Below are 25,652 nucleotides of genomic sequence, written 5' to 3'. Positions count from 1 at the left end.
TGTCTTCATTTGCGATCGAACTACGGAAGCCTCGTCACTTTGACAAGGACAAAAAGCCCCCATGAAATCGTCAGACTGTTCGAAAACATCGCTGAATTGAAAGTCTTTGTTCAAGCTGTTGCAATAATGCCGCGCTTTCAGTCCTACACCTGCTTTCGAACCGAACGCACGGTACCTGATGACGAATCAGACCTTAATTCCAATTAAATTTCATGGCACTGAAGACTTGATCCATGCAGCGGCCAAGTCATTTTGCAACGTGAATTCGCTCACCATTCACCCAGGTCTCAAAAATCGTCGTTGAACGAATGTCTTGTGGCGAAGACAAGAATGGGTCGCGGTCGACCAGGATGAAGTCGGCGCGCTCACCCGGCAGCAATCGGCCGAACCGGCCTTCAGCAAATCCGGCATAGGCTCCCCCCGAAGTGAAGGCGGCAAGCGCTGCTTCACGCGTGACGCTTTCCTGTGGCAACCAGCCGCCGAAGGGTTCGCCTTTCGCATCGGTCCGGCTGATGGCCGCTGCGAAGCCCGCAAAGGCATCCGCTGGCTCGACCGGCGCGTCCGATCCGAATGCCAGCGGGGCACCGGCTTCGGCAATGCTGTGCCAGGCATAGGCGCCGTCCAGCCGTTCGGGGCCGAGCCGGGCTTCCGCCATAAGCCGGTCGCTCGTCTGGTGGAGCGGCTGCATTGACGCAATGATGCCATGATGGCCGAACAGCGCGATATCGGCCGGATCGACGATCTGGGCATGTTCGATCCGCCAGCGCCGGTCGCCCGAATAGGACAAACTCAGTTCCTCGACCGCGTTCAGCACTTCCGAATTGGCGGCATCGCCAATCGCGTGGATCGCGACCTGGAAGTTGTCCATCGCCGCCCGGCTCATCAAATTGCGCAGCTGCGCCGGGGAAAGAAGCGGGAGGCCCTTGTGTGTCGGCTCGTCATGATAGGGTTGCTTCAAGGTCGCGCCGCGTGAGCCCAGCGCGCCATCGAGATAGAGCTTGATCCCGTTGAGCCGCAGGCGGTCATCGTAAAGCCACGGGGTCGGTCCCGGTCCGCCGATGATCTCCATCGACTGTGCGCTGTCGGCATAGGCCATGATCCGCATTTTGAGCGTGCCATTGTCGCCCGCGCGGCGGAAAGTCTGCCAGTCCTCGATCGAAGTGCCCATGTCGGCGACTGCGGTGATCCCGTTTGCGAGCAGCAGGTCCTGCGCCTTGCGCAAGGCGACGTCGCGATCAGCCGGGCGCGGAGCAGGCACTACCGCGTTGACGAGCGTTTCGGCGGCATCGACGAACACGCCGGCCGGTTCGCGAGAGCCGGCCTTGCGGATGATGCGGCCGCCCGACGGGTCCTGCGTTGCCGCTGTGATCCCCGCGCGCTCCATCGCCAGGCTGTTCGCCCAGCTGGCATGTCCGTCGACCCGGCTCAGCCACACCGGCCGGTCAGCAACGATGGCGTCGAGTTCGGCCGCGGTCGGAAAACGCCGGAGGCCCCATTTCTCCTGGTTCCAGCCGCGTCCGAGGATCCAGGGGCGGCCCGGATTTTCCTCCGCAAAGCGCGCGATCGCCGCCAGCGCTTCTTCCAGCGAATTGGTGTTCGAGAGATCGAGCGTGAGCTGGCCAAAGCCGATGCCCATCACATGCACATGCGAATCGATCATGCCGGGCAGCATCACGCGGCCCTTGCCGTCGACGCGATATTCGATGCCTTCGGGCCGATCGTCGCCTTGGCGGAACAGCGCACGGACGCGGCCATCGTCAGCGATGACCAGCGCATCGAACCGCGCCACCTTGCCGGCTTCGTCGATCGTGACGCCCTGGACATTGTCGACCAGCGTGTCCGCCGATGCGGGCACGGCCAGCATGCTTGCCGTTACGACTGCGGCCATGGAAGCCAGGCTACGGATCATTTGTCATCTCCTTTGGGCAGGCGGGAGATCAGCGCGCTCGTGTCGAGCCTGCCGCCGCCGTTCGCCTGCACTTCTGCATAGAATTGATCGACCAGCGCAGTGATGGGCGAAGACAGGCCTAGGCGCCGCGATTCTGCAAGCGCATAGTCGAGGTCCTTGCGCATCCAGTCGATCGCAAAGCCGAAATCGAACTTGTCCTGCACCATGGTGTGCCAGCGGTTCTCCATCTGCCAGCTGCGTGCCGCGCCGCCAGAGATCGCTTCGAAAGTCTTGTCCATATCCAGCCCGGCGGCGCTGGCCAGCCGGATGGCTTCGGAAAGCCCGCCCAGCACTCCTGCGATGCACATCTGGTTCGCCATTTTCGCGGTCTGTCCGGCACCCGCCGCACCGACATGCACGATCCGCGCGGCATAGCAGGCCATCACCGGGGTGGCGCGGGCCATCGCTTCGGCGGTGCCGCCGCACATGATCGCGAGCGCGCCGTTCTCGGCACCGGCCTGCCCGCCCGAGACAGGGGCGTCGATCGCGGCGATCCCGCGCCCTTTGGCTGCCGCATCGATCCGGCGTGCCATGTCGGCCGATACGGTGGTGTGATCGACCAGCAGCGAGCCCGGCGCCATCGCATCGAGCGTGCCCTGCGATCCCAGCACAACTTCGGCCAGGTCCTCCTCATTGCCGACGCAGGTGAACACGATCTCCGCATCGCGCGATGCTTCTGCCGGGCTGGGCGCGGTCGCCACTTCTAGCCCCAGATCGGCGCAGGCCTGCTGCCATGCTTTCGCGCGCGCGGGGGTGCGGTTGTATGCAGTTACCGAATGACGGGCGGCGGCGAGGTGGCGCGCCATGGGTGCGCCCATCACGCCGAGGCCGATAAAGGCGATTTTGGTTTGGCTGCTCATGAGAATGGCGGGGTAATGCCAATTGGGCCGACTGCAACCGCTTTTATCGGCGCATCAAGATTCATTGGCGTTGCCCTTGCCACCCCAACTGCCTATGCCCCGCGCCATGACGACCAAGCCGGCCTTTGCCAGTGACGATGCAGCGCGCGATGCGCTGACGATCGAAGACGTTCGCGCCGCCGCCGCGCGGATCAAGGGTGCCGTGGTGCGCACTCCGATGATGCGTTCGATCACCCTGTCGCAGATCGCCGGTTGCGAGATCTGGCTCAAGTTCGAGAATTTGCAGTTCACTGCCGCCTATAAGGAACGCGGTGCGCTCAATGCGCTGCTGCACTTGAGCGAGGAGCAGAAGCGGCGCGGCGTCATCGCGGCTTCAGCCGGCAATCACAGCCAGGGGCTGAGCTATCACGGAACGCGGCTGGGCGTGCCGGTCACCATCGTGATGCCGCGGACGACACCCACGGTAAAGGTGATGCAGACCGAAAGCGTGGGCGGCAATGTCGTGCTCGAAGGCGAAACCTATGACGATGCTTACGCCTATGCGCGGCAGCTCGAGAAGGAGCGCGGCCTCACTTTCATCCATCCGTTCGACGATCCGCTGGTCGCGGCCGGGCAAGGCACCGTCGGGCTCGAAATGCTCGAGGATGTGCCCGATCTCGACTGTATCGTCGTACCGATCGGTGGCGGCGGCCTGATTTCCGGCATCGCCACCGTTGCCGATGCGATCAATCCCGCGATCGAGATGGTCGGCGTGCAGGCCGAGCTGTTCCCGTCGATGTATGCCCGGATCAAGGGCAAGGAGATGGATTGCGGCGGCGATACTCTGGCCGAAGGCATTGCGGTGAAGGCTCCGGGCGAATTCACTTCGCGCATCATCGCCAGCCTGGTCGACGATATCCTGCTGGTGGATGAGAAGGCGCTGGAAACGGCCGTCTCGCTGCTGTTGCAGATCGAAAAAACCGTGGTTGAAGGCGCCGGTGCGGCCGGGCTTGCGGCGGTGCTCGAGAATCCCGAACGTTTTGCGGGCAAGAAGGTCGGGCTGGTCCTGTGCGGCGGCAATATCGACACGCGCCTGCTCGCCAATGTTTTGCTGCGCGACCTTGCGCGCCAGGGGCGCCTCGCGCGGCTGCGGATCACGCTGCAGGATCGGCCCGGCGCGCTGTTCAAGGTGATGCGCGAGTTCAACGAGCACAACGTCAATATCATCGAGATCTACCACCAGCGGATCTTCACCTCATTGCCGGCCAAGGGCCTGATCACGGACATCGAATGCGAAGCGCGCGACCGCAAACAGGTCGATGCGCTGGTTAAGGCGCTGCGCTCCAAGGGCTATTTGGTCGACCTGGTCGAGCTCAACTGACCTAAAAAATCTCGCTATCGGTCGGATTTGGCGCCTGAAATGGCGATATTAACCATGCGGCATGGTTAAAGCCCTTTTACCGGCGGCCCTGAACAGGCATAACAAGGCCTTAACGCGCTCGAAGCGCGATTCCGCTGGTTGGACAAGGACTTTGGTAGACCCGTGACGGCGCCGATTCGCTTTCCCCGATTCTTCGTGACGAGTGCGGCGCCGTGCCCGTACCTGCCGGGGCGCAGCGAGCGGAAGGTATTCACGGAGCTGAAGGGCCCGCATGCCGAGCAGCTCAACGAAGCGCTCGGTCGGATCGGATTCCGCCGCAGCCAGACGGTTGCCTATCGCCCCAGCTGCCTCGATTGCCAGTCCTGCGTTTCGGTGCGCGTCGCCGCGCTCGACTTTGAACCTTCGAACACCCAGCGCCGCAACCTGCGCCGCAATGGCGATCTGATCGCGATCGAATGCCGCCCCTGGGCGACGGACGAGCAATTCGCGCTGCTGCAGCAATATCTGGGTGAGCGCCATCCCGATGGCGGCATGGCGGCAATGGACGAGATGGATTTTGCCGACATGGTCGAGCACACCCCCGTCTCCAGCACTATGATCGAATATCGCGAGCGGACCCCTTCCGGCGAACCGGGCCGTCTCGTCGGCGCCTGCCTGACCGACCGGCAGAGCGACGGCCTGTCGATGATCTACAGCTTCTATGATGCGCACCATCCGATGCGCACGGGGCTGGGCAATTACATCATCCTCGATCACATCCGCCGCGCGGCGGCCGAAGGCCTGCCGTTCGTCTATCTCGGCTATTGGGTCGAGGGATCGCCGCGGATGCAATACAAGGTGCGCTATCGCCCGCTCGAGAAGCTGACCCGCGACGGATGGGAACGAATTTCGCGCGAAGAGCAGGATGCGTTGATCGTCTCTGCCACCAAGCGCCGGAATCCGGTGCCTATTGCGAGCGGAAAGGATGGCCGGCAACCCCGCATCGGCACGAGCTGACACAATCCTTTCGCGTCTAGCCGTTCCTATATTTGCAGTGTGCCTGCTGGCGCAGCCCTTGGGGCTGGCCGCGCAGGAGCCGCCTGCATCGCCACAGCTTGAGGATTTGATCCCGGAGACAGCGGTCGAGCAGCCCGAGCAATGGGCGACCGAAGCGACTGACGCATCCACGACTGAAGCGGGCCAGCAGGATGAGGCGTCCGAAGTTCCCTTCGCTGAACTCGACATTCCCGAGCCCGGATCCCCGGAGCTCGATTTTGACGCTACGGCCGAGACTGAAGTGGTTGACGCTGCAGGCGGGCCGCCTCCTTTTGCCGGGATCGCGGAATTGCAGCTGCCTCCCGCTCCCGAGCTCGAGAATGTCCGCATCGACGCCGGACTGGAACTCACTTTCCCGGTCGACCGCGAGGCCTTTCCGGATCGCAATGCGTTCATTTCGCGCTTCCGCCAGCTGCGCGACGCCGAACAGATCGGCAATGGCGCGGACAATGTTGCGCTCCGTGCCGCGCGGATCAGGGCGGATCGCGAGCTGCTCGAACGCCAGCTGCGGGCCTATGGCTATTACGATGCGCGGGTCACGCGCAATCTCGACGAGCAGGCCGCTGCGGCAGAGGCAGCGGGCGAGAACCCGGTGGTTCGCTTCGCGATATTGCCGGGGCTGCGTTATCGCTTTGGGGCGATCGACCTGGGGCAGCTTGATACTGCCCCCGATTACCCCGGACTGCGCGCCACCTTCGCCATCGTCACCGGCGACCCCTTGCTGGCGGACCGGATCGTGGAACGCCGCAATGCCCTGGCCACCGCGCTTGGCGAAACCGGCTATCCCTTCTCGCGCCTGAGCGAAACCCAATTGCTGATCGACCATGAACGCAGCGAGGGCGACCTCACTCTCACAGTCGAGCCGGGCGGCAAATATGTCTTCGGCGAAGTGACCAGCAGCCAGCCTGACTTCCTCTCGAGCAAGCATCTCGCGCGGATCGCCCGGTTCGAGCCCGGTGATCTCTACCAGCGCAGCCTGGAGCAGGACCTGCGCCAGGCGATCCAGGCCACCGGCGTGGTCTCTTCGGTCACGATCACCCCGCGCGAGATTTCGCCGCCGGTCGATGGCCAGCCGGGCGAGCTCGCGATGGATGTCGCGATCGAGAAGGGCAAGCTGCGCACCATCGCCGGGGCAATCGGCTATGGCTCGGAAGACGGGGTGAAGGTCGAAGCGAGCTGGGAGCATCGCAATCTATTCCCGCCCGAGGGCGCGTTGCGCGTTCGGGGCATATTGGGGACGCGCGAACGGCTGGCCGGCGTCGGCTTCCGGCGGAACAATTTCCGCGGCCGCGACCAGCTGTTGACGCTCGACGCCTATACCAGCGACATCAGGACAGAAGCGGTCGAAGCGCGAACATTGGGCCTGCGCGGTGCATTCGAGCGATATTCCAACCTGCTCTTCCAGAAGCCGTTCAGCTGGCAGGTCGGTGTGGAAACGATTTTCACAGACGAACGCAACCGGGTGATCGGCGGCATTCCGAGAGAGCGGCAAGAGTATCTCGTGGGCTCGCTGTTCGGTCGCGGAACGATCGACCAGAGCGACTCGCTGCTCGATCCGACCCATGGCTTCAGGGTCACCGCATTCCTCGCCCCCGAGATCTCGCGTACGTTGGGCGACGATACGACCTACTTGCGAGGCCAGCTCGACGCGAGCGTCTACCAGCCGGTGGGCAAGGGGCTGACGCTCGCTGCGCGCGGGCGTTTTGCGACGATCCAGGGGGCTAAAACCTATCAGGTTGCACCTTCGCGGCGTCTGTATTCGGGCGGCGGTTCGTCGGTTCGCGGCTATGCCTACCAGGCGGTCGGCCCGCGGAACGATTTCGGCGAACCGACCGGTGGGCGCTCGCAAGTCGAGTTTTCCGCTGAAGCGCGGATCGACACTGGCCTGATGGGCGGTGCGGTGCAAGTGGTCCCGTTCTTCGACCTGGGCGCAGTCTCGATCGACCCCACGCCCGACTTCCGCTTCGTCAATTACGGCGTCGGGCTCGGGGTTCGATACAAGACCGGATTCGGACCGATCCGTGTAGACCTGGGCATTCCGCTCAACCGCAACCCGATGTTCGACAGCTCGTTCGCGGTCTATGTTTCGCTGGGGCAGGCCTTCTGATGGCGGAGGAGACCTTGCCCAACGACGGACCCGACACGCCCGAAATTTCGCGGCGTCGGCGCTGGGCGAAACGGCTTGGCTGGGCGCTCGCGGCAGTTTTCGCGCCTCTGGTGCTGGCTTTCCTCGTGCTCAACTCGCCGATCGGCAAGCGCTTCATTGCGGACCAGATCGCTTCCTATGCGCCCGCCTCGGGTCTAAAGGTCGAGATCGGCCGCATACAGGGCGACATCTATCGCGAGGCGATCCTGCACGATGTTGTGCTGTCCGATCCCAAGGGACGGTTCCTGACCATCCCCGTGGTCGAGCTCGACTGGCGACCGCTAAGCTGGATCACCCGCGGGCTCGACATTAGGCACCTTGTTGCGCGGCGCGGGCGGCTCGATCGCCTGCCCGAACTCTTGCCAGGCGATCCGGACAAGCCGATCCTGCCCGATTTCGATATCCGCATCGATCGCTTCGAGATCGACAATCTCACGCTTGTCCCGGGCCTTGCCACGCCCGATGCGCAGCGAGTGGATCTCAGTGCGCATGCGAATATCCGTGACGGGCTGGTCGCGCTGGAGGTCGACGGGACATTCGGCAAGACTGACAGGCTTGAGCTGGCGCTGCATGCCGAGCCCGATGGCGACCGGTTCGATCTCGATCTCGACTATCGCGCGCCTGCGGGCGGCGTGGTTGCGGGGCTGGTCGGCGCAGAAGAGGGCTATACCGCGCGTATCCTGGGTGACGGAACCTGGCGCAACTGGCTGGGGCATGCGCTGGTCAAGCGCGGCGACGCGCGCCTTGCCGCCTTCCGGCTGACGCATCGTGCGGGCAATTTCGGGCTGATCGGCGAAGCCTATGCCGCCGATGTCACGAGCGGCCTGCTGCAGCGCGCTCTGGGCAGCCGCACCGGGGTGATCGTCTCGGGCACGTTCGAGGACAGCGAATTCGATGGAAAGGCCTGGCTGGGCAGCGATGCATTGACGGTCAAGGGCGGAGGCGGGGTCGACCTCGCCGACAACCGTTTCGACGAATTCAACCTTGAAGCGGCGCTGCTCGATCCGGAAGTGTTCGGCGAAGGAGTTGCGCTCGGCAGCGCGAGCCTGCGCGCGACCCTCGATGGCGAGTTCCGCGAGTTCACCATCGTGCATGACATCACAGCGTCGGAACTCCTGCTGGGCGAAATCCGCACCGTCGGCTTGCGGCAGGAAGGCACCGGGCGGCTAGAGGACGGCATCCTGCGCATTCCGCTCAAGCTGGCGCTGGGCCAGATCGAGTCCGGCAGCGAGATCGCCGACAAGGAACTCGTTTCGGGGCGCATCGGCGGCGAGCTGACCTATGGTGGCGGGCGGATACGCGCCAATCCCTTGCAGGTCGCGTTCCCGCGCCTTTCGGGGCAGCTCACGCTGGATGCCGATCCAATTGCAGGCAGCCTGCGGCTTGCCGGGCCTGCGCTTCTCAGCCCGACCACGATTGACAGTCTCGGCACAGCCCGGGCCGACGCGCGGCTCGACTTCGCTTTGGCCAGCGGCAAGCCATGGACGCTGAGCGGCCAGATCGACGGGACGCTCTCCGCGCTGTCCAACTCGACGATTGCAGGCATCGTGGGCGATCCGATTGCGATCAAGACTGGCCTCGCGGCTGCAGGCGGCGAACCCGTTCGCTTTGAGGCCTTCACGCTCGCTTCCGGCCAGCTGGACATAGCGGGCGCTGCCCAATGGGGCGAGGCGGGTTTCACCGTCGATGCGCGCGGCGCACACACGACCTATGGCGAGTTCACGCTCGACGCCGCAATCGAGGAGAGTGGGCCGTGCGCGGTGCTGGCACTGGCAAGTCCTCTGCCCGCGGCAGGTCTCGAAGATGTGCGGCTGACTCTGGCCCCGGGCGGTGACGATTACCGTATCGACGCTTCGGGCAATTCGCTGCTCGGAGAATTCGTCGGTATCCTGCGGCTGGCTATACCGGAGAGCAGGCCCGCGACGCTCGACTTCGAGCGGTTGCGCATCTGGCAGACGCTGGTTGAAGGCAGGCTTGCCTTCGGGCAAGGCGGAGCCCGCGGCAGGCTGGTGCTGGATGGTGGCGGCCTGTCGGGCAATGTCGCCTTTGCCCCGAATTCAGGAGGGCAAGGCATCTCCGCGGAGATAACAGCAGACCGGGCCACTTTCGGCGGCGGGACGCCGATCGACCTGGGACAGGCCCGGCTTTCGCTCGATGGCACTTTCGGCAAGGGTGCCAGCCGCATCCGTGGCGATTTGAGCGGCAGGGGTCTGCGTTATGGCCAGCTGTTCCTCGGCAGGATTGCGGCCCATGCCGAACTCGCCGATGGAGCGGGCAAGGTCAGCGCATCGATCATCGGCCGGCAGGTCGAACGCTTCAGCCTGCAGCTCGACAGCGACATCGCGCCCGGCAGGATCGCGGCGATCGCTCGCGGCAATTATGCGGGCACTTCGATCTCGATGCCGCGACGGGCGGTCTTCACGCGAATTGGCGATACCGGCTGGCGGCTTGCCCCGGCGCAATTGCGCGTGGGCGAGGGGCAGGCAGGCGTTTCAGGCGAATTCGGTGGCGCGCGGACCGCGCTGGAGCTGAAACTATCCAAGATCCCGCTCAGCCTCGGCGATCTGATTGTGCGCGACCTGGGACTGGGCGGAACCGCGTCGGGCATCGTCGCCTATGAGGACCAGCCGGGCAGGGCGCCGACGGCCGATGTCCGGGTCAAGTTCGAGGGGCTGACGCGGTCGGGCCTGCTGCTCGCGTCGCGCTCGGTCGACCTCTCGCTGGTCGGCAGGCTTGGCAGCAACGAGATGGAGGCAAACGCGGTGTTCGCGGCGCGCGACGAGCGGCTTGGCTGGATGCAGGCGCGCATCACGGGCATGGCCCCGTCGGGCGAGCTTTACGAACGGCTCCAGCGCGGTGCGCTCTCTGCAGACATGCGCTTCGACGGCCCGGCGGAAACGATCTGGCGGCTTGCTGCTGTCGATGCGCTCGACATCTCAGGCTCCGTCGCGATCAGCGCGCGGGCGAGCGGAACGCTGGCCGAGCCAAGGGTGCGTGGCACCGTGACGAGCAGCGACCTGCGCGTGCGCAGCGTGCTTTCCGGAACCGATTTGCGCAACGCCAGCGTGTCCGGCGATTTCGAAGGCTCGCGGCTGTTCCTGCGGCGCTTCACCGGGAAAGCAGCCGGTGGTGGCACGATCACCGGCAGCGGTACGATCGACCTTGCCGATATGGAGCCCGGGCGCGGGCCGAAGCTCGATCTGCGCGCGGCGGCCGACAAGGCGCGGCTGGTCGATGCGCGGGGCCTGCGCGCCACAGTGACCGGTCCGCTGCGGATCATCTCTTCCGGCAATGGAGGCACCATCGCCGGGCGGCTCGAAGTCGACCAGGCCAGCTGGCAGCTGGGCAAGGCCGATGAAACGGTCGCCTTGCCCGAGATTGCCACGCGCGAAGTCAATCTGTCGCCGGAGATCGCCCCGATCACCAAGCCCGCGTCACCGTGGCGCTATCTGATCGATGCGCGGGCGCGCAACGGCATCGCGGTCGACGGCATGGGTCTCGACAGCGAATGGCGCGGCGACATCGTCCTGCGCGGGACCACCGCCGATCCGCGTATCGGGGGCGAGGCGCAGGTGGTGCGCGGGACCTACACTTTCGCAGGCACCAATTTCGAGCTTACGCGCGGGCGGATCGACTTCGACGTAAACGCACCGATCGATCCGCAGCTCGACATTGTCGCCGAAACCGAACGCGATGGTCTCAATGTCACCGTATACGTGCGCGGCAAGGCGCTGACGCCCGAGATCACCTTCGCTTCGGACCCTGCTCTGCCCGAAGAGGAGATCCTCGCGCGTCTGCTGTTCGGCGGATCGATCACCACGCTTTCCCCGACAGACGCGCTGCAACTCGGCGCTGCACTGGCGAGCCTGCGCGGTGGCGGCGGGATGGACCCGATCAACAAGCTGCGCAGCGCGATCGGGCTCGACCGCTTGCGCATCGTGGGCGCCGATCCGGTGCTGGGACGCGAAACCGGGGTTGCGCTTGGCGAAAACCTCGGGCGCGATTTCTATGTCGAACTGATCACCGACGGGCGCGGTTACAGCGCGACCCAGCTCGAGTTCCGCGTAACTTCGTGGCTCTCGCTGCTCGGTTCGGTCTCGACGCTGGGCCGTAACAGCGCGGTGGTGGAAGTCAGCCGCGACTACTGATCCGGCGTTCCATCAACCCCGGGCATAGACCCGCGCTTCGGCCTGGCGGCGGCGCACCAGCCCCTTGAGCACGCGACCCCCCGCGCGGTTCCAGCGCGCAAATTCTTCCATCGCGGCAACATGATCGCCTGCACAATGCCGCTCGGTCAGCGTCGCGCGCGCGATCGCGCCGGTATTGTAGTGGAAGCTGACGAGCGCATCGAACTGCGCTTGCGTAGTTGCGGCCTTACCCAGCGCCTTCGCCACTTCGGCGGCGTGGCGTTTGACGTCTCGCACCAGCCGCGCGTCGCATTGTTCCTGCGTCCAGACGGTGCCGGGGCCGATGTCCAGCCCGGTCGCGCCCCAGCCGATCGTCCAAGGCGCACCGCCGGTGCCGGGATCGGGATAGGCCTCGACCAGCCCGTCCGGGCGCAGCGAGGCGCAGCCTTCGAAACGCTTGATCAGTTCGAATGCCTGCGACCCCGGTTTGAGCTCTGCTGCTGGCCGAAGCGCGCCGCAAGCCGCGTTGATCGCGCGGTCGATCCGTTCGACTTCGGCCTGGCGGAAACCGCGGCCGAGCAGCTCGCGGACGGTGTCGAAAACGGGTTTGCGTGTCATGCCTGATGCCTCGGTTCGGGGATTGGAGGCGCAGGCATTAGGCACAATCTGGGGGAGTAGGAAAATGGTTTCGCGCGAAGCGGCGGGCTCGCGCCTTGGGAAGCCGCTGCCCGCTACGCGGCGGCCCAGCCGGCCTGCAGCACCATCACGCACATGGCGATCAGGATGACCGAGCCGATCGTCCAGAAGGTGGCGCGGATGTCGTGAACCTGCGCGCTGGCATAGGCCAGGAAATGCAGCACGCGCGAGATGACATAGCCGTAGAACAGCCATTGCGCGAGCGCGAGCGAAGGGCCGGTCATCACGAACAGCAACCCGATGATCCCGAAGAATGGCAGGTTCTCAAGGTGGTTCTGCATGATCCGGCGATAGCGCTCGACCTGCTCGTTCGGAGCGGTCTGGTCCGCCTTGGGAGCGGGGTTGATCGGCGTCTTCTTCATGTCTTCAGGAGCGCGGAAGCCGCCTTTGACCCGCAGCATCTGGATCACCGTGATCCACGCGGTTGCGATCCCCAGCAGGATCATCAGCGAAACGGAGACGGCATAGGTCGCAAAGACCGGATTGTTCAGGCTGAGCATCTCCATTTCACGTCTCCCGGCAGCTGCCCAAAGGATGCGCCCGTTTCATGGGCGAGGCAAGGGCGCGCTCTGCCAGCCAGCGAACGCAAGCAAAAGGGGCGCCCGGATCGCTCCGGACGCCCCCTGCATCGCTTGATCGCTGGAGGATGGATCAGGCGCTGTAATACATGTCGAACTCGACCGGGCTTGGAGTCGTTTCCCAACGGCTCACTTCGTCCCACTTGAGTTCGATATAGGCTTCGATCTGGTCCTTCGAGAACACATCGCCCTTGAGCAGGAAGTCGTGGTCGGCCGACAGCGCCTCGAGCGCTTCGCGCAGCGAACCGCAGACGGTCGGCACTTCGGCCAGTTCTGCCGGCGGCAGGTCGTAAAGGTTCTTGTCCATGGCTTCGCCCGGGTGGATCTTGTTCTGGATCCCGTCGAGGCCTGCCATCAGCAGCGCCGCATAGGCGAGGTAGGGGTTGGCCATCGCATCGGGGAAGCGGAACTCGACGCGCTTCGCCTTGTCGCCCGCACCGTATGGGATACGGCACGAAGCCGAGCGGTTGCGCGCCGAATAGGCCAGCAGCACCGGAGCTTCGAAGCCCGGCACCAGCCGCTTGTAGCTGTTGGTGGTCGGGTTGGTGAAGGCGTTGAGCGCCTTGGCATGCTTGATCACGCCGCCGATGTAATAGAGGCAGTTTTCCGACAGGCCGGCATAGCCATTGCCCGCGAAGGTCGGCTTGCCGTCCTTCCACAGCGACATGTGGGTGTGCATGCCGCTGCCGTTATCTTCCTTGATCGGCTTGGGCATGAAGGTCGCGGTCTTGCCATAGGCCTGGGCGACCATGTGCACGACATATTTGTAGATCTGCATGCGGTCGGCGGTTTGCACCAGCGTGCCGTAGGTCAGGCCCAGCTCGTGCTGCGCCGCGGCCACTTCGTGGTGGTGCTTGTCGCAGGGCAGGCCCATTTCGAGCATGGTCGAAACCATCTCGCCGCGGATGTCCATGCAGCTATCGACCGGTGCGACGGGGAAGTACCCGCCCTTGGCGCGCGGACGGTGGGCAAGGTTGCCCGCCTCATATTCCTTGCCGGTGTTGGTCGGCAGTTCGATGTCGTCGATCGCGAAGCCCGAACCGGCATAGCCGTCTTCGAAGCGCACGTCGTCGAACATGAAGAATTCGGCTTCGGGGCCGACGAACACGGTGTCGCCTGCGCCGGTGGTCTTGAGATAGGCTTCGGCGCGCTTGGCGGTCGAACGCGGATCGCGCGTATAGAGATCGCCGGTCGAAGGCTCGACGATGTCGCAGAAGATGATCATCATGGGCGTGGCGCTGAACGGATCGATATAGACGCTATCGAGGTCTGGCTTCAGGATCATGTCGGATTCGTTGATGACCTTCCAGCCGGCGATCGACGAACCGTCGAACATCAGCCCGTCTTCAAGCTCGTCCTCGCCCATGACGCCGGCCACCATCGTGAGATGCTGCCACTTGCCCTTGGGGTCGGTGAAGCGGAGGTCGACCCATTCGATCTCATTTTCCTTGATCGTCTTGAGGACGTCTTTCGCCTTGCTCATTTCCTGTATGCCTCCAGCTGGTCTTGATTGGTGCCCGGTGTTGCCTTGCTTGCGGGCGGGTTGTTCCTTGCGGTGCCATTGCGGGCCGGATGCCCGCTATGTTCCCGCGTCAGATTGCGTCGTCGTCGCGCTCCCCGGTGCGGATGCGCAGCGCGCTTTCGATGGTCGAGACGAAGATCTTGCCATCGCCGATGCGCCCGGTCTGCGCCGCAGCGGCGATTGCCTCCACCACGCGTTCGGCCACGGCGTCGCTTACCACCACCTCAAGCTTCACCTTGGGCAGGAAGTCGACGACATATTCGGCGCCGCGATAGAGCTCGGTATGGCCCTTCTGGCGCCCGAAGCCCTTGGCTTCGGTCACGGTGATGCCTGACACGCCGATCTCATGCAGCGCTTCCTTCACCTCATCGAGCTTGAAGGGTTTGATGATCGCTTCGATCTTCTTCACGGTTAGCTTGGCCCCTGCCGCTATTGTCCGGCGCGAGGCCGCTTCTGCGTTGATGCAGGAGCGTTTCGGCCGGACAGACAATTCACTGCCAAACCTAAAACAAGAATCGTGCCAATCACTGGGCAAGGGCGCTGGCGCAGTTGAATACAGGGCCTGCCGTTTCCCGATGGGCGAACTCGGCTGCGCTTGCGTGCGCTTCATGCCCAAAAGCAGGACGGGAGGTGCCTAAAAATTAGGCATTGAGCGTCTGTACTAGAGCGTGAGCCCTTCGGTTTCGGGCAGGCCGCACATGATGTTGAGGTTCTGGATTGCGGCCCCGCTGGCGCCTTTGCCAAGGTTGTCGAGCCTGGCAACGAGGCGCACCTGCGCACCGTCAGCGCTGGCGAAGGCGAACAGCTCAAGCCCGTCCCACGGCGTTGCGCCAGTGTGCAGCAGCAGTTCGGACGGAGCATCCTCAAGCGGGTGGACCTTCACCACCGGCGAACCCGCGAAGAAGTCCGCGAGGGCAAGATGCAGCACGGCGATATCGGCCTGTGCGCCCATCGCGGCGAGCGGCAAAGGCACGTCAACCAGCATCCCGCGGAAGCCTGGCACCACCCCGGGCGAAAACACCGGCGCATGGGCAAGCCCTGCGTGGCGCTGCATCTCGGGCAAATGCTTGTGCCCCATCGCAAGGCCATAGGCGCGGAAGGCGATGTCGGTCTCGGCCTCGAACCGCTCGATCAGCGCCTTGCCGCCGCCCGAGTATCCGGAGACGGCATTGACCGTGTAGGGCCAGCTGGCGGGTAGCAGCCCGGCGCGCACCAAGGGCGCGACCAGAGCGAGGAAGCCTGTGGGATAGCAGCCGGGATTGCTGACCCGTTCGGCGCCCGCGACCGCAGCATGCCCGATCAGTTCCGGAAAGCCATAGGTCCAGCCATCGGCCACGCGATGCGCGCTGGAGGCGTCGATGAAGCGCGTGCCCGAACCCTCGGCCAGCGCGACGGCTTCCTTGGCGGCATCGTCCGGAAGGCACAGGATCGCGACGTCGGCGGCATGGAGCGCTTCCTTGCGGGCGGCTTCGCTCTTGCGCTGCGCATCGTCGAGCAGCAGCAGTTCGAAATCGGCGCGCCCGGCGAGCCTTTCGCGGATTTCGATACCGGTCGTTCCGGCGGCGCCGTCAATGAAGATACGGGTCGCCATCGCGCGCGCCTTAGCCAGCGGCGGGGGCGAGGCTGGCCACGTGGACGTAGCCGCTCGGCCCGTCCGGCCCCAGGCAGGCCCAAGCCCAATCGCCTGCAATGTCGAGCACTTCGACGTTGCTGCCGCTATCGAGCCGGGTCACGACGTCGCTGTCGGCCCGCGAAGCGAGATGCATCGGAGTACCTTCGGTCGCCACGCTGCGAATTTGCGGGATCACGTAATGCGCCGCGAGATATTTGCCCGCCAGCGCCATATGCGCCAAGTCTCCGCGCAGCGGCAAAGTGCCGGGCGCAGGTCGCGCAACCGGGCCAGCCAGCCGCAGCGGACCTTCGGGTACGTGATATGTCGCCTCACCGCTCACTGGCGCGTGTTCCCCTGGTCAAACAGCCCCGCTCCACGCGGGCTGCGCGGGCGCTTATACATGGAAGGCCTTTCCGGCAAGTTAGCCGTGGTCGACTTATTTGCCAGCGTAGCGCGCGCGCAACATGTGGAAAGTGGCGCGCAAGCCATAGGCGGCGCCACCAGCGGGCCTGCCGGGCTTGGCCGAGGGGCGCCAGGCGAAGGTGTCGAAATGCGCCCATTCGATGCCTTCACCCACGAATTTGTCGAGGAACAGCCCTGCAACGCTCGCGCCGGCAAAGCCGTTGGAATGGGAATTGTTGATGTCCGCCACATCGGACTTGAGCCATTCGGCATAGGCGGGCGGCAGCGGCAAGCGCCATGGCTCATCGTCGCAGGCGCGGCCCGCATCGATCAGCGCCTGCGCGGTTTCATCGCGCCGCGTCATCAGCGCGGGAAAGTCCGGCCCCAGCGCCACGCGCGCAGCGCCGGTGAGCGTGGCGAAATCGACAATGAGGTCGGGCTTTTCCTCGCTCGCGCGGGTCAGCGCATCGCCCAGGATCAGCCGCCCTTCGGCATCGGTATTGCCGATCTCGACGCTCAGGCCCTTGCGGGTAGAAAGGATGTCGCCCGGGCGGAAAGCATTGCCCGCAATGGCGTTCTCGACCGCCGGGACCAGCAAATGCAGCCGCACGGGAAGGTGATGGGTCATGATCAGCCGCGCCAGCGCGATCGCATGCGCTGCGCCGCCCATGTCCTTCTTCATCAGCTTCATGCCGCTCGCGGGCTTGATATCGAGCCCGCCCGAGTCGAAGCACACGCCCTTGCCGACCACTGCCAGCACCGGATGCTTTTCCTTGCCCCAGGTCAGGTGCATCAGCCGCGGCGCATGGTGGCGCGCCGCCGCCCGGCCCACGGCATGGACCATAGGGAAATCGCGTTCGAGCACGTCGCCCTTGACCACTTGCAGTTTTGCATCATGCGCCTTGGCCAGCTTTTCGCATTCGGCTTCGAGCGCGGCCGGGCCCATGTCTTCGGCGGGCGTGTTGACGAGGTCGCGCACGAGGTTCTCTGCCTCTGCCTCTGCGATCGCTTCGTCGAGCCCCTTGGCCTGCTTGCTCAGCAGGATGCGCGGGCCGGCCTGCGCATCGTCGGGCTTGAGATAGCGGGTGAAGCGGTATTGCGCGGTCTGCCAGCCGTGGAGAGCCGCGCCCGGCTCACCATCGGCCAGGCGATAGGTGCCGCCGGGCAGGTCCTCGGCCAGCTTGGCGAGGCACCAGCTGGTTAGCTTGGCTGGATCGGCCACTCCGCCCGCAGCGAACCAGCCATCCCCATCGGGCACGATGCCGACCTGGAACGGCTTGGCTTCGAACTTCTGCGCCTTCAGCGCCGCGCGTTGCCCGATCGAAAGCGGCTTCAGCCAGGCCTCGAGGTTGTCCTTCGTTACAAGGTGGATTGTGATAGCGTCTTGCCCGCGGTCGGGCTGGATCAGCGCGTCTTTCTTGCTCATGTTGGGTTACTTAGTGACGATAGAGCGCTTGTCACTCGCAATTTTGCCCGTGCATCGCTATGTGGGCGCCATGCACCAGTACCAAGTCATCGATGGAAGCGAGACCGTCTATCGCGACGGCACGATCAAGCTGCACGGGCCCGAAGGGTTCGAGGGTATGCGCAAGGCCGGGCGCCTTGCCGCAGAGATCCTCGACGAGCTGACGACCTTCGTGAAGCCGGGCGTGACCACCGCCGAAATCGACGATTTCGCGCGCGGCATGATGCTGGACGCAGGCGCGGTGCCCGCCACGCTGGGCTATCGCGGCTATGCGCATAGCTGCTGCACCTCGATCAACCATGTGATCTGCCACGGCATCCCGGGCGACAAGGCGCTGAAGGATGGCGACATCGTTAACATCGACGTCACTCCGCTGCTCGACGGCTGGCATGGCGACACCAGCCGCATGTTCTACGCGGGAGAACCGCCGCTCAAGGCCACGCGACTGGTCGATGTGACCTATGAATGCCTGATGCTGGGGATCGAGGCGGCATCGAAGCCCGGCGCGCGGCTGGGCGATATCGGCGCCGCGATCGAGGCGCATGCCCACCAGTTCCGCTATGGTGTGGTGCGCGAATTCTGCGGCCATGGCTTGGGCCGCCTGTTCCACGATGCGCCCGAAGTGGTCCATGCGGGCCGCGCGGGCACCGGGCCGGAACTTAAGCCCGGCATGTTCTTCACCATCGAACCGATGATCAATGCGGGCAAGCCCTGGGCGAAAGTGCTCAATGACGGCTGGACGGCGGTGACGCGCGACAAGTCGCTCAGCGCGCAGTTCGAACACTCGATCGGCATTACCGAAAACGGGGTGGAGATCTTCACCAAGAGCCCCAAGGGGTTGGACAAGCCGCCCTACGCCTGACGGCGGGAAGTGGGTGGGCAAGCTGACTTTGAGCAAAGTGCCTTCAGCCTAGGATATTCATCAAGGCCCTTCATAGGCCTTCACTGGAAAGACCGGAAGGTTCCTCAGATGCCCGCGCCTGCGACGCTCGGCGACGATGCTTTGTATGCCCGGGTTCGCGAAGGGGGCATGATAGCGCGGATCCGCTCGCACCGCTTCGGGCAATTCATCGCGGGGTATGTCGAGTAAGAGGATCAGTTGGTAGCCCGGCATAACTTCGTATGGATAGCGGTCGAGTTGGTCCAGTGCAGCTTGATAGTCCCCGACAGTGTCATAAGCCACGACTGCAAGGACAAAATCAGGATCAGGTTCCGTTCGCCAGGCGAACGGGCGGCGCTCCCTGACGGCGATGCCGACCCGCCGTGCCTCCTCGATTTCGCGGGGGTCGCCACCCCCTTCTGCCGCCCACCGTTCAAACAGGCGCTCGTAATCCTGAGCGAACTGTCGATCGTCTGCAACCCATATCAATCCATAAAGCCAATACTGGATAGCAATAAGGCAATCGGTGCACTCCATCGCCCGTCGACGAAGTTCGGGATAATCACCAAGCGCCAAGAGCGATTCACCGTAGAACGCATTGAAGATGGGGTCGACGGGATCGATCCGCAGTGCCTCGCGATAATGGACAATCGCCTGTTGGTGTTCGCCCACCGACGCGAGTGTGTAGCCCAGCAAGTATTGTGCCGGGGCGTAGTCGGGATGGTCGCGAACAAGCTGCTCGAAACCCTCAATCGCGCCCGCGATTTCGCCGCCGAATGTCGCAGGCACCATGTAGTCCGCAACCTGCGCGAGCAGATTTTCGGGGTCGAGCGCCAAAGCGCGGCGCGTCGCCGCCTCCGCAACCTCCTGCCATTCAGTAAGCGACAGGGAAAAATCCCAAGCATTGCTCGTGATTACCAGGAATGCGAGTGCCGCATGAGCATCTGCGAAGTCGGGAGCGAGGCGGGTCGCTTGCGTCAGTTCGAGAAAGCCTTGCTGCCGGTTTCCAAAGACTGCCCTGGCCCACAGGTGCTGCATTCCGCGCAGATATGCCTCGTAGGCGTTCTGGTCGACATTGGAATTGTCGGCCAGCCGGCCTTGCCCGACCCCGAACCGTGATCGAAGGACGGAGCCCAACTCCGTGGTGAAACGCATTGTGAGGAGTGAAATCGATCTGCGATCTTCGCGAAAGGTTTCGCTCCAGATCTTGCGCGAAGTCGCCGCATCAATCAGCGCCAGCGTGAGGATCGCGTCGCTGCCTTCGAACCTTACCTGCCCCTCGACCACATGCCCCACATTGAGCTGTTTGCCGATCTCGGCAATGGTCTGCCCTTCGTCAATCAGCTGCGCGGTTGAAAGGTTGGAGGTTAGCGCCAACCGTGGCAGGCCCGACAAGCTGCTGTTGAGCACCTCGGCAAGCCCGGACCCGAGCTGCCGCTCCGCTTCGCTCGCATCACCCGTCACTTTGAACGGCAGGATAGCGAGGCCCACAGACTCACTTGCTTGCGCCGCGCCGCCGCCGGGAAAGCCGGTGAAAGCCAAATATCCGCCGCCAGCCAGGGCCAGCGCAATTGCTCCTGCGCTCGCCAAGACAAGCGATTTCCTCTTGCCTGACAGTGGCGATGGTGTGGCTGCCGAATTCAAAGTGGAATTCCTGCTCGCATCCTCTCCTGTCAGCAGGGTGAGCGCGCGCAAGAGACCGTCCAGCCTGCTACTATCCGTAGGCCAGGCGACGAAATCAATCGACTGAATTTGGCGGTAGCCCAAAGGCGGCATTATCCCATCAAGCGAAATCGGGAGCAATTTGCCTTCATCGCGGGCATAGCTGGCTTCATCGAGCACCCAATGGCTTTCGATCGAGTGCTCCGACCAGGCGACGATCACCGCTTTGGCCGCGGTTATCTCGCGCTCGATATCCTTGGCGAAATGCCTGCCGCCTTCGATCTGGCGGTCCCACCACAGGCTGAAGCCGCGTTCCTTTAGCGCCGCCGCGAGCTGCTCGATCTTCGCTTGGTCGGCGCGCGCATAGGACAGGAACACGTCTGACATCTGGTGAGAATGCTAAGATTACCCCGACAAGTCCAGCCATTGCTCAACGAGGGCCCCCTTGGCGGCTGCCTTGGAATTGTTCAGATGGCGCTCCGCCTCTCTCAACATCCGCAATCGGGTCGCTAGCGGCCACTCCGATTTTCCTACATGGCCGCGTTCTGGCAAGCAGACAGTGCTCTTTGTAATTGTCGGATCGCCCCAACCCCACCCTTCGCGGCCAAAACCCGTGAGAAGGTTTTTCTTCTTCAGGACTATGTCGCATGTGTCGCATTGATCAGGAAAGCGACGCGCTTGCTGAACCAATCAGGCAATTGGGCCGCCAGAAGAGCCTGCTAACCCTCTCTTCCCGCCCTGATCGCAGCACCTGCCGCAAAGGGCGTGATCGCCACCAGCAGCAGGCTGATCGCGGCGGAGAAGCCCAAAGTCGCCGGATCGCCGCGTTCGAGCGCGCCCGCGCCGAAGATCAGGATCGGCAGCGCCAGCGGGATCAGCAGCAGGCCGGAAAGCGCCGCGCCCGCGCGCAGCCCCGCGGTCAGCGCCGCGATCATCAGGCCCACCGCCGCCAGCCCCGGCGTGCCCGCCAGCAGGCCCAGCAGCAGCAGGTGCAGCGTCTCGCCATCGAGCTTGAGCAGCGCGGCGGCAGGCAAACACGCCAGCATCAGCAGCGGCCCGAAGCTGAGCCAATGCGCGACGAGGCGCACCGCCATAACGATCTCTTCGGTCACACCGCGCAGGTTGAGCTGGTCGAAAATGCCCAGCGCGATATCCTCCTGCACCAGCCGGTCCAAGGGCAGGATCGCCGCCAGCAGCGCCGCGATCCACAGCACTCCCCCGCCAGTCTTTGCGAGCAGCGGTGCATCGGGGCCGACCGCGAAGGGATAGAGCATCGCGACGGCCAGGAAGAACAGCAGCGGCAGCGTGGCTCCGCCGCCGCGCCCGCCGAAGAGCAGGTTGCGCAGGTCACGCCACATCAATGCGGTGAGCACGCGGATCATGGCACGAATTCCGCCAGCTCAAGCACGCGCATCCCGTCGAGCGGGAAGGGCTGGTGAGAGGCCAGCACGCAGATCCCGTGCGCGCGGGAGTGGCTCTCCACCATCGCGCCGACCATGCTCACGCCGCGATGGTCGAGCCCGTTCAGCGGCTCGTCGAGCAGCCAGATCGGCGCGGTTTGCGCGGATAGCCGGGCAAGCGCGGCACGCTTGCGCTGGCCGGTCGAAAGATAGCGCACCGGCACATCGAGCAAATGCTCCATGTCCCACGGATAGTTCGTGCCCGGAGTCGCGTCGATCGCACGCCAGAAGGCAAGTGCGTGGCTCAGCGGCTGGTCAGGGTCGAGCGCGGGCTTCTCGTCGAGCAGGCCGACCGCGCCATCGCGCTCGACCGTTCCGGCATAGGGCGAGAGCAGCCCGGCCAGGATGCGCAGCAGGCTCGACTTGCCGATGCCGTTGACGCCGGTGACATGCAGCACGTCGCCCGGCTCAAGCGACAGCGATAGCCCGCGGAACAACACGCGGTCGCCACGTCGGCAGGCGAGATCATGGGCGGCGAGGCGCGCTTGCATAGCGCCTCCGGTTAGGCGAAAGCGGCTTTCGTCACAAGGAGATGGACATGATCGTTCCGCAACTCACCGATGCCGAATGCGATACATTGCTGGCCGCGCATCCCGGCTGGTCGATTTCGCGTGAGGGCAGGGCGATCGAACGGACCTTCATCTTCGCCAATTTCAGCGAAGCGTGGGGCTTCATGAACCGGGTGGCGCTGCTGGCCGAAGCGCATGACCACCACCCCGAATGGTTCAACGTTTATAACCGGTTGGAGATCACGCTCACCACGCATGACGCCGCCCCCGAAGCGGGCGGCGCCCTGTCCGAACGCGATGCAGTGATGGCAGCGGCGATCGACGCGCTGCTCTGATTCCCCGGGTTTAGCCTTCGACGCCGATCCCGATCCCCTGCGCGCGCATTTCCTTGCGCACGCGGCCGGGCAGGAAGCGCGAGAGGAACAGCAGGCGGCTCGCCATCTTGCCGACGGTGTAGTCGAGCTTGTCGCCATGCACCGCGTCCCATACCACTTTGGACACGTCGCTGACGGGTGAGACTTCAACGCCGGCCTCGACCAGGCTTTCCTTCACCGACTGGTTGGATTCGGGCCGGGTCTGCTCGATCAGCGGGGTGTCGATGAAGCCGGGGCAGAGTGCGGAAACCTTGATCCCGTCAGCCGCCCATTCGGCGTCGAGACTGCGCGTCATGCCGCGCACCGCCCATTTGGTGGCGCAATAGACGCTCATGTTCGGCGCGCCGATGATCCCGGCAAGGCTGGCGGTGTTGACGAGTGCTGATCCGGGCGCGGTCTTCTTGAGATGCGCATAGGCTGCCTGCGCGCCGAAGAGCACGCCCTTGACGTTGACATCGAGCAAGGCCTCGATCTCGCCAACCGGCTGCTCGGATATCGGACCGCCGTGGCCGATGCCTGCATTGTTGAAGACGGCGTCGATCCGCCCGCCGGCCGCGGTCGAGAATGCATTGAGCGCCGCGTCCCACGCCGCGCGGTCGCGCACATCGAGTTTGTGGGCATATTTGAAACCGCCCGGGATCAGGGCGAGCGTTTCCTCCATTCCCTGTTCGTTGACGTCACCAATGCCCACGAACCAGCCGCGCTTGCCGAAATAGATGGCGACTTCGCGCCCGATCCCCGAACCGCCGCCCGTGATGAAGATTGCCCTGCGTTCGCCCATTTCATCTCTCCCAAAAAAAACAAACCGCGCAGAGTCGATAACCCCGCGCGGCTTGCTTGTCAGCTATTTACATTGATGTCAGCTGCCGAGCGCTTCCTCCAGGCCCTGAACGTGTTCGGCACCTTCGAGGATTTGCGCGGTCGAGGGCTTCAATACATCGCCGAGCGGTTCGGCCCGCCCGCCAAGGCATTCGGCGAGGAAGTTTTCGGCGATCGCGAAGAAAGCGATATTGTTGGTCGGCTTGGCGAAGCCGTGGCCTTCATCGGGATAGAGCACATAGGTGACCGGAATCCCCGCCTTCTTCATGGCGCCCACGATCTGGTCGCTTTCGGCCTGCTTGACACGCGGATCGTTGGCCCCCTGCGCGATGAGCAGCGGCTTGGTGATCTGGTCAGCCTTGTAAAGCGGGCTCGCGGCCTTCAGCAGCGCCAGGCCTTCCTCGGTATTGGGATCACCCATCCGGTCATGGAAGACCTTCACCAGCGGCGCCCAATAGGGCGGGATGGTGGAAAGCAGGGTTTCGAGGTTCGAGGGGCCGACGATGTCGACACCGCATGCGAAAGCCTCGGGCGTGAAGGTCAGCCCCGCCAGCGTGGCATAGCCGCCATAGGAACCGCCCATGATCGCGACCTTGTCCTTGCCGGTGATGCCCTGTTCGACGGCCCAGTTGGTCGCATCGATCAGGTCGTCATGCATCTTCAGGCCCCACTGCAAATTGCCTGCATTGAGGAAGTCCTTGCCGAAGCCGGTCGAACCGCGGAAGTTGACCGACAGCACGGCATAGCCGCGGTTGGCCAGCATCTGGTGGACGGTGTTGAAGCCATAGCCATCGCGCGCCCAGGGGCCACCGTGGACGAACAGCACCATCGGCACGGCGTGATCGGGCTTGCCGTCGCCATCCGCATCGCTGCCTGGCGGCAGGGTGAGGTAGGAAGGAAGGGTCAAGCCGTCGCGGCTGGCGATCTCGACCGGATGCATCGGCTGCAGCGGCGCGCCTTCGAGTTCCGGCCGCGAAGTGTAGAAATGATTGAGCGTGCCGGCCTTGCGATCGTAGATGTAGGTCGAGCTCGGCGCGATCAGCGGATCATTCCACACGATCCACTTGCCGTCATCATCGGTGCGCGACTGAATGCCGAATTCGCCATCGAGGTTGCTGCCGAGGAATTCGAGCGCGGCCTTCACATCGGGGTCGGTCGCGGTCCATTCGGTCTTGAGATAGGTGGCCGAATAGGCTTCCACCACACCGGTCTTGGGATCGCGGATCGTGCCGCCGATATCGGCCTTGTCGTTCTCGGCGATGAGAGTGCGTTCGCCGGTCGCGACGGTTTCGGCATAGAGCGCGGCGGTGTTGCGGCCCCGGCTGTCGAGCCAGTAGAGGATCGAGCCGTCATTGGTGTAACCGGCCGGGTTCGTGGTGAGCGAATCCTCCATCGCAGTGGCCGAGAAGGGCTCGGCTTCGACCTTGCCGTCGACAACGCGGAAATAGTCCGTGCCGCCTTCCGCATTCTGCCGCATGGCCATCCGCACGGTCAGCGTATCGTCGGCCATGAAACCGGCATAGCTGTCATTCTGCAGCACCATGGTGAGCTCGCCCGTGTTGAGGTTGAGCAGGTGCACGTCGTGGTACTGGGGATTGCGGTTGTTGAGCCCGACCAGGATTTTGTCGCGGATCGATTCCGAACCGCCGATCAGCAGCACCCGGGTCTTCTCGAAGGGCGTAAGCGTGGTTTCCTTGCCGCTGGCAATGTTGACGCCATAGAGCAGGAAGTTCTCGTCGCCGCCCTTGTCCTGGATGTAGAGCAGGCTCTGCGAATCCGGCGACCAGAAATACTGGCGGATCGGGCGATCCTTGGCATCGGTCATCGGCTTGCCGCCATCGGGATTATCGACCGGCGCCATCCACACGTTGAGCACGCCGTCCTTGGGTGCGAGCCAGCTCAGCCATTTTCCGTCGGGGCTAATCTGTCCGCCGGCGCGGGACGGGTTGCCGAAAAGCGCATCGCGCGGGATCAACGGGGCGGCTTGGTGGTGCTGGTGCATCGTGGTTCCATCATTGGCGTGGTGGTCGGCAAGCGCCATGCCGGGCAGCGCCAAAGCCGTTGCGGCGAGCGCGGTAGTAAGCAGGCGAGTTGCCAGGGGTCCTTTGGTCATCGGTATTCCTCTCTCGAGTTGGAACGGTGCTTTGCGACCTTGCGGTGTGTTGTAATACTAATACACGCGGAATTGCTCGTGGCA

General features: G+C 64.1%; 20 protein-coding genes. 6 read left to right on the top strand and 14 right to left on the bottom strand.

Annotation, left to right across the window (positions count from 1 at the left end; all coding sequences use genetic code 11):
- Positions 1 to 247 precede the first annotated feature (247 nt).
- The gene (locus VRS74_RS06675) at positions 248 to 1,909 is read right to left on the bottom strand and encodes an amidohydrolase (protein ID WP_354144472.1); all 1,662 of its coding nucleotides are present in this window, start codon (positions 1,907 to 1,909) and stop codon (positions 248 to 250) included.
- A complete protein-coding gene (locus VRS74_RS06670) occupies positions 1,906 to 2,808 on the bottom strand; it encodes an NAD(P)-dependent oxidoreductase (protein WP_354144471.1) in 903 nt (300 codons plus the stop codon). Before VRS74_RS06670 ends, VRS74_RS06675 begins: the two co-directional genes overlap by 4 nt.
- 106 nt (positions 2,809 to 2,914) lie before the next feature.
- Here VRS74_RS06670 and VRS74_RS06665 point away from each other — a divergent pair, with 106 nt between their 5' ends.
- From VRS74_RS06665 to VRS74_RS06650, 4 genes are all read left to right on the top strand, one after another.
- Entirely contained in the window at positions 2,915 to 4,168 is a 1,254-nt protein-coding gene (locus VRS74_RS06665) for a threonine ammonia-lyase (RefSeq protein WP_354144470.1), read from the top strand.
- Positions 4,169 to 4,330: 162 nt separating this feature from the next.
- On the top strand, positions 4,331 to 5,164 hold the full coding sequence (locus VRS74_RS06660; protein WP_354144469.1) for an arginyltransferase: 834 nt from the start codon (positions 4,331 to 4,333) through the stop codon (positions 5,162 to 5,164).
- A 37-nt stretch (positions 5,165 to 5,201) separates the two neighbouring features.
- Positions 5,202 to 7,310 (top strand): autotransporter assembly complex protein TamA, encoded by a 2,109-nt coding sequence (locus tag VRS74_RS06655; protein WP_354144468.1) that lies wholly within the window; start codon positions 5,202 to 5,204, stop codon positions 7,308 to 7,310.
- A complete protein-coding gene (locus VRS74_RS06650; protein ID WP_354144467.1) occupies positions 7,310 to 11,497 on the top strand; it encodes a translocation/assembly module TamB domain-containing protein in 4,188 nt (1,395 codons plus the stop codon). Before VRS74_RS06655 ends, VRS74_RS06650 begins: the two co-directional genes overlap by 1 nt.
- 12 nt (positions 11,498 to 11,509) lie before the next feature.
- Here the strand turns inward: VRS74_RS06650 and VRS74_RS06645 are convergent, their stop codons facing one another.
- The 7 genes from VRS74_RS06645 to VRS74_RS06615 all read right to left on the bottom strand — a co-directional run bounded on the left by VRS74_RS06645 (position 11,510) and on the right by VRS74_RS06615 (position 17,712).
- Entirely contained in the window at positions 11,510 to 12,094 is a 585-nt protein-coding gene (locus VRS74_RS06645) for a lysozyme (protein WP_354144466.1), read from the bottom strand.
- A 113-nt stretch (positions 12,095 to 12,207) separates the two neighbouring features.
- The gene (locus VRS74_RS06640) at positions 12,208 to 12,678 is read right to left on the bottom strand and encodes an MAPEG family protein (RefSeq protein WP_354144465.1); all 471 of its coding nucleotides are present in this window, start codon (positions 12,676 to 12,678) and stop codon (positions 12,208 to 12,210) included.
- A gap of 145 nt (positions 12,679 to 12,823) precedes the next feature.
- A complete protein-coding gene (gene glnA / locus VRS74_RS06635) occupies positions 12,824 to 14,233 on the bottom strand; it encodes a type I glutamate--ammonia ligase (RefSeq protein WP_354144464.1) in 1,410 nt (469 codons plus the stop codon).
- Between the two features lie 109 nt (positions 14,234 to 14,342).
- Positions 14,343 to 14,681 (bottom strand): P-II family nitrogen regulator, encoded by a 339-nt coding sequence (locus tag VRS74_RS06630; protein ID WP_354144463.1) that lies wholly within the window; start codon positions 14,679 to 14,681, stop codon positions 14,343 to 14,345.
- 252 nt (positions 14,682 to 14,933) lie between these two features.
- A complete protein-coding gene (gene argC / locus VRS74_RS06625; RefSeq protein ID WP_354144462.1) occupies positions 14,934 to 15,863 on the bottom strand; it encodes an N-acetyl-gamma-glutamyl-phosphate reductase in 930 nt (309 codons plus the stop codon).
- A 10-nt stretch (positions 15,864 to 15,873) separates the two neighbouring features.
- Positions 15,874 to 16,224, bottom strand: a complete 351-nt coding sequence (locus VRS74_RS06620; RefSeq protein ID WP_354144461.1) for a hypothetical protein — start codon at positions 16,222 to 16,224, stop codon at positions 15,874 to 15,876.
- A 96-nt stretch (positions 16,225 to 16,320) separates the two neighbouring features.
- Positions 16,321 to 17,712: a leucyl aminopeptidase family protein gene (locus tag VRS74_RS06615; RefSeq protein ID WP_354144460.1), complete on the bottom strand. Its 1,392-nt coding sequence runs from the start codon at positions 17,710 to 17,712 to the stop codon at positions 16,321 to 16,323.
- A gap of 70 nt (positions 17,713 to 17,782) precedes the next feature.
- On the opposite strand from VRS74_RS06615, the gene map reads away from it, so the two are divergent.
- A complete protein-coding gene (gene map / locus VRS74_RS06610; protein WP_354144572.1) occupies positions 17,783 to 18,613 on the top strand; it encodes a type I methionyl aminopeptidase in 831 nt (276 codons plus the stop codon).
- Between the two features lie 60 nt (positions 18,614 to 18,673).
- Here map and VRS74_RS06605 read toward each other — a convergent pair whose 3' ends face one another.
- The 3 genes from VRS74_RS06605 to ccmA all read right to left on the bottom strand — a co-directional run bounded on the left by VRS74_RS06605 (position 18,674) and on the right by ccmA (position 22,244).
- Entirely contained in the window at positions 18,674 to 20,680 is a 2,007-nt protein-coding gene (locus VRS74_RS06605) for a TIR domain-containing protein (RefSeq protein WP_354144459.1), read from the bottom strand.
- Positions 20,681 to 21,012: 332 nt separating this feature from the next.
- Positions 21,013 to 21,675, bottom strand: coding sequence for a heme exporter protein CcmB (locus VRS74_RS06600; protein WP_354144458.1), 663 nt, complete (start codon positions 21,673 to 21,675; stop codon positions 21,013 to 21,015).
- Complete coding sequence (gene ccmA, locus VRS74_RS06595) at positions 21,672 to 22,244, bottom strand: heme ABC exporter ATP-binding protein CcmA (protein WP_354144457.1); 573 nt, start codon at positions 22,242 to 22,244, stop codon at positions 21,672 to 21,674. The genes VRS74_RS06600 and ccmA overlap by 4 nt, the downstream gene beginning before the upstream one ends.
- 47 nt (positions 22,245 to 22,291) lie before the next feature.
- Here ccmA and VRS74_RS06590 point away from each other — a divergent pair, with 47 nt between their 5' ends.
- Positions 22,292 to 22,597 (top strand): 4a-hydroxytetrahydrobiopterin dehydratase, encoded by a 306-nt coding sequence (locus tag VRS74_RS06590; protein ID WP_354144456.1) that lies wholly within the window; start codon positions 22,292 to 22,294, stop codon positions 22,595 to 22,597.
- A 10-nt stretch (positions 22,598 to 22,607) separates the two neighbouring features.
- Here VRS74_RS06590 and VRS74_RS06585 read toward each other — a convergent pair whose 3' ends face one another.
- A complete protein-coding gene (locus tag VRS74_RS06585) occupies positions 22,608 to 23,417 on the bottom strand; it encodes an SDR family oxidoreductase (RefSeq protein ID WP_354144455.1) in 810 nt (269 codons plus the stop codon).
- 78 nt (positions 23,418 to 23,495) lie between these two features.
- Entirely contained in the window at positions 23,496 to 25,568 is a 2,073-nt protein-coding gene (locus VRS74_RS06580; RefSeq protein WP_354144454.1) for a S9 family peptidase, read from the bottom strand.
- Between the last annotated feature and the right edge of the window lie 84 nt (positions 25,569 to 25,652).

Source organism: Altererythrobacter litoralis (assembly GCF_036324225.1).
Classification (GTDB): domain Bacteria; phylum Pseudomonadota; class Alphaproteobacteria; order Sphingomonadales; family Sphingomonadaceae; genus Erythrobacter; species Erythrobacter litoralis_A.
The sequence above is the reverse complement of the archived record's forward strand: the minus strand, read 5'-3'. Positions and strand labels throughout refer to the sequence as shown.

Bases quoted from the DNA above. Each gene is read 5' to 3' on its own strand.
- VRS74_RS06675 (WP_354144472.1), bottom strand. From the start codon at position 1,909: ATGATCCGTAGCCTGGCTTCCATGGCCGCAGTCGTAACGGCAAGCATG.
- VRS74_RS06670 (WP_354144471.1), bottom strand. From the start codon at position 2,808: ATGAGCAGCCAAACCAAAATCGCCTTTATCGGCCTCGGCGTGATGGGC.
- VRS74_RS06665 (WP_354144470.1), top strand. From the start codon at position 2,915: ATGACGACCAAGCCGGCCTTTGCCAGTGACGATGCAGCGCGCGATGCG.
- VRS74_RS06650 (WP_354144467.1), top strand. From the start codon at position 7,310: ATGGCGGAGGAGACCTTGCCCAACGACGGACCCGACACGCCCGAAATT.
- VRS74_RS06645 (WP_354144466.1), bottom strand. From the start codon at position 12,094: ATGACACGCAAACCCGTTTTCGACACCGTCCGCGAGCTGCTCGGCCGC.
- VRS74_RS06640 (WP_354144465.1), bottom strand. From the start codon at position 12,678: ATGGAGATGCTCAGCCTGAACAATCCGGTCTTTGCGACCTATGCCGTC.
- glnA (WP_354144464.1), bottom strand. From the start codon at position 14,233: ATGAGCAAGGCGAAAGACGTCCTCAAGACGATCAAGGAAAATGAGATC.
- argC (WP_354144462.1), bottom strand. From the start codon at position 15,863: ATGGCGACCCGTATCTTCATTGACGGCGCCGCCGGAACGACCGGTATC.
- VRS74_RS06615 (WP_354144460.1), bottom strand. From the start codon at position 17,712: ATGAGCAAGAAAGACGCGCTGATCCAGCCCGACCGCGGGCAAGACGCT.
- map (WP_354144572.1), top strand. From the start codon at position 17,783: ATGCACCAGTACCAAGTCATCGATGGAAGCGAGACCGTCTATCGCGAC.
- VRS74_RS06605 (WP_354144459.1), bottom strand. From the start codon at position 20,680: ATGTCAGACGTGTTCCTGTCCTATGCGCGCGCCGACCAAGCGAAGATC.
- VRS74_RS06600 (WP_354144458.1), bottom strand. From the start codon at position 21,675: ATGATCCGCGTGCTCACCGCATTGATGTGGCGTGACCTGCGCAACCTG.
- ccmA (WP_354144457.1), bottom strand. From the start codon at position 22,244: ATGCAAGCGCGCCTCGCCGCCCATGATCTCGCCTGCCGACGTGGCGAC.
- VRS74_RS06590 (WP_354144456.1), top strand. From the start codon at position 22,292: ATGATCGTTCCGCAACTCACCGATGCCGAATGCGATACATTGCTGGCC.
- VRS74_RS06585 (WP_354144455.1), bottom strand. From the start codon at position 23,417: ATGGGCGAACGCAGGGCAATCTTCATCACGGGCGGCGGTTCGGGGATC.
- VRS74_RS06580 (WP_354144454.1), bottom strand. From the start codon at position 25,568: ATGACCAAAGGACCCCTGGCAACTCGCCTGCTTACTACCGCGCTCGCC.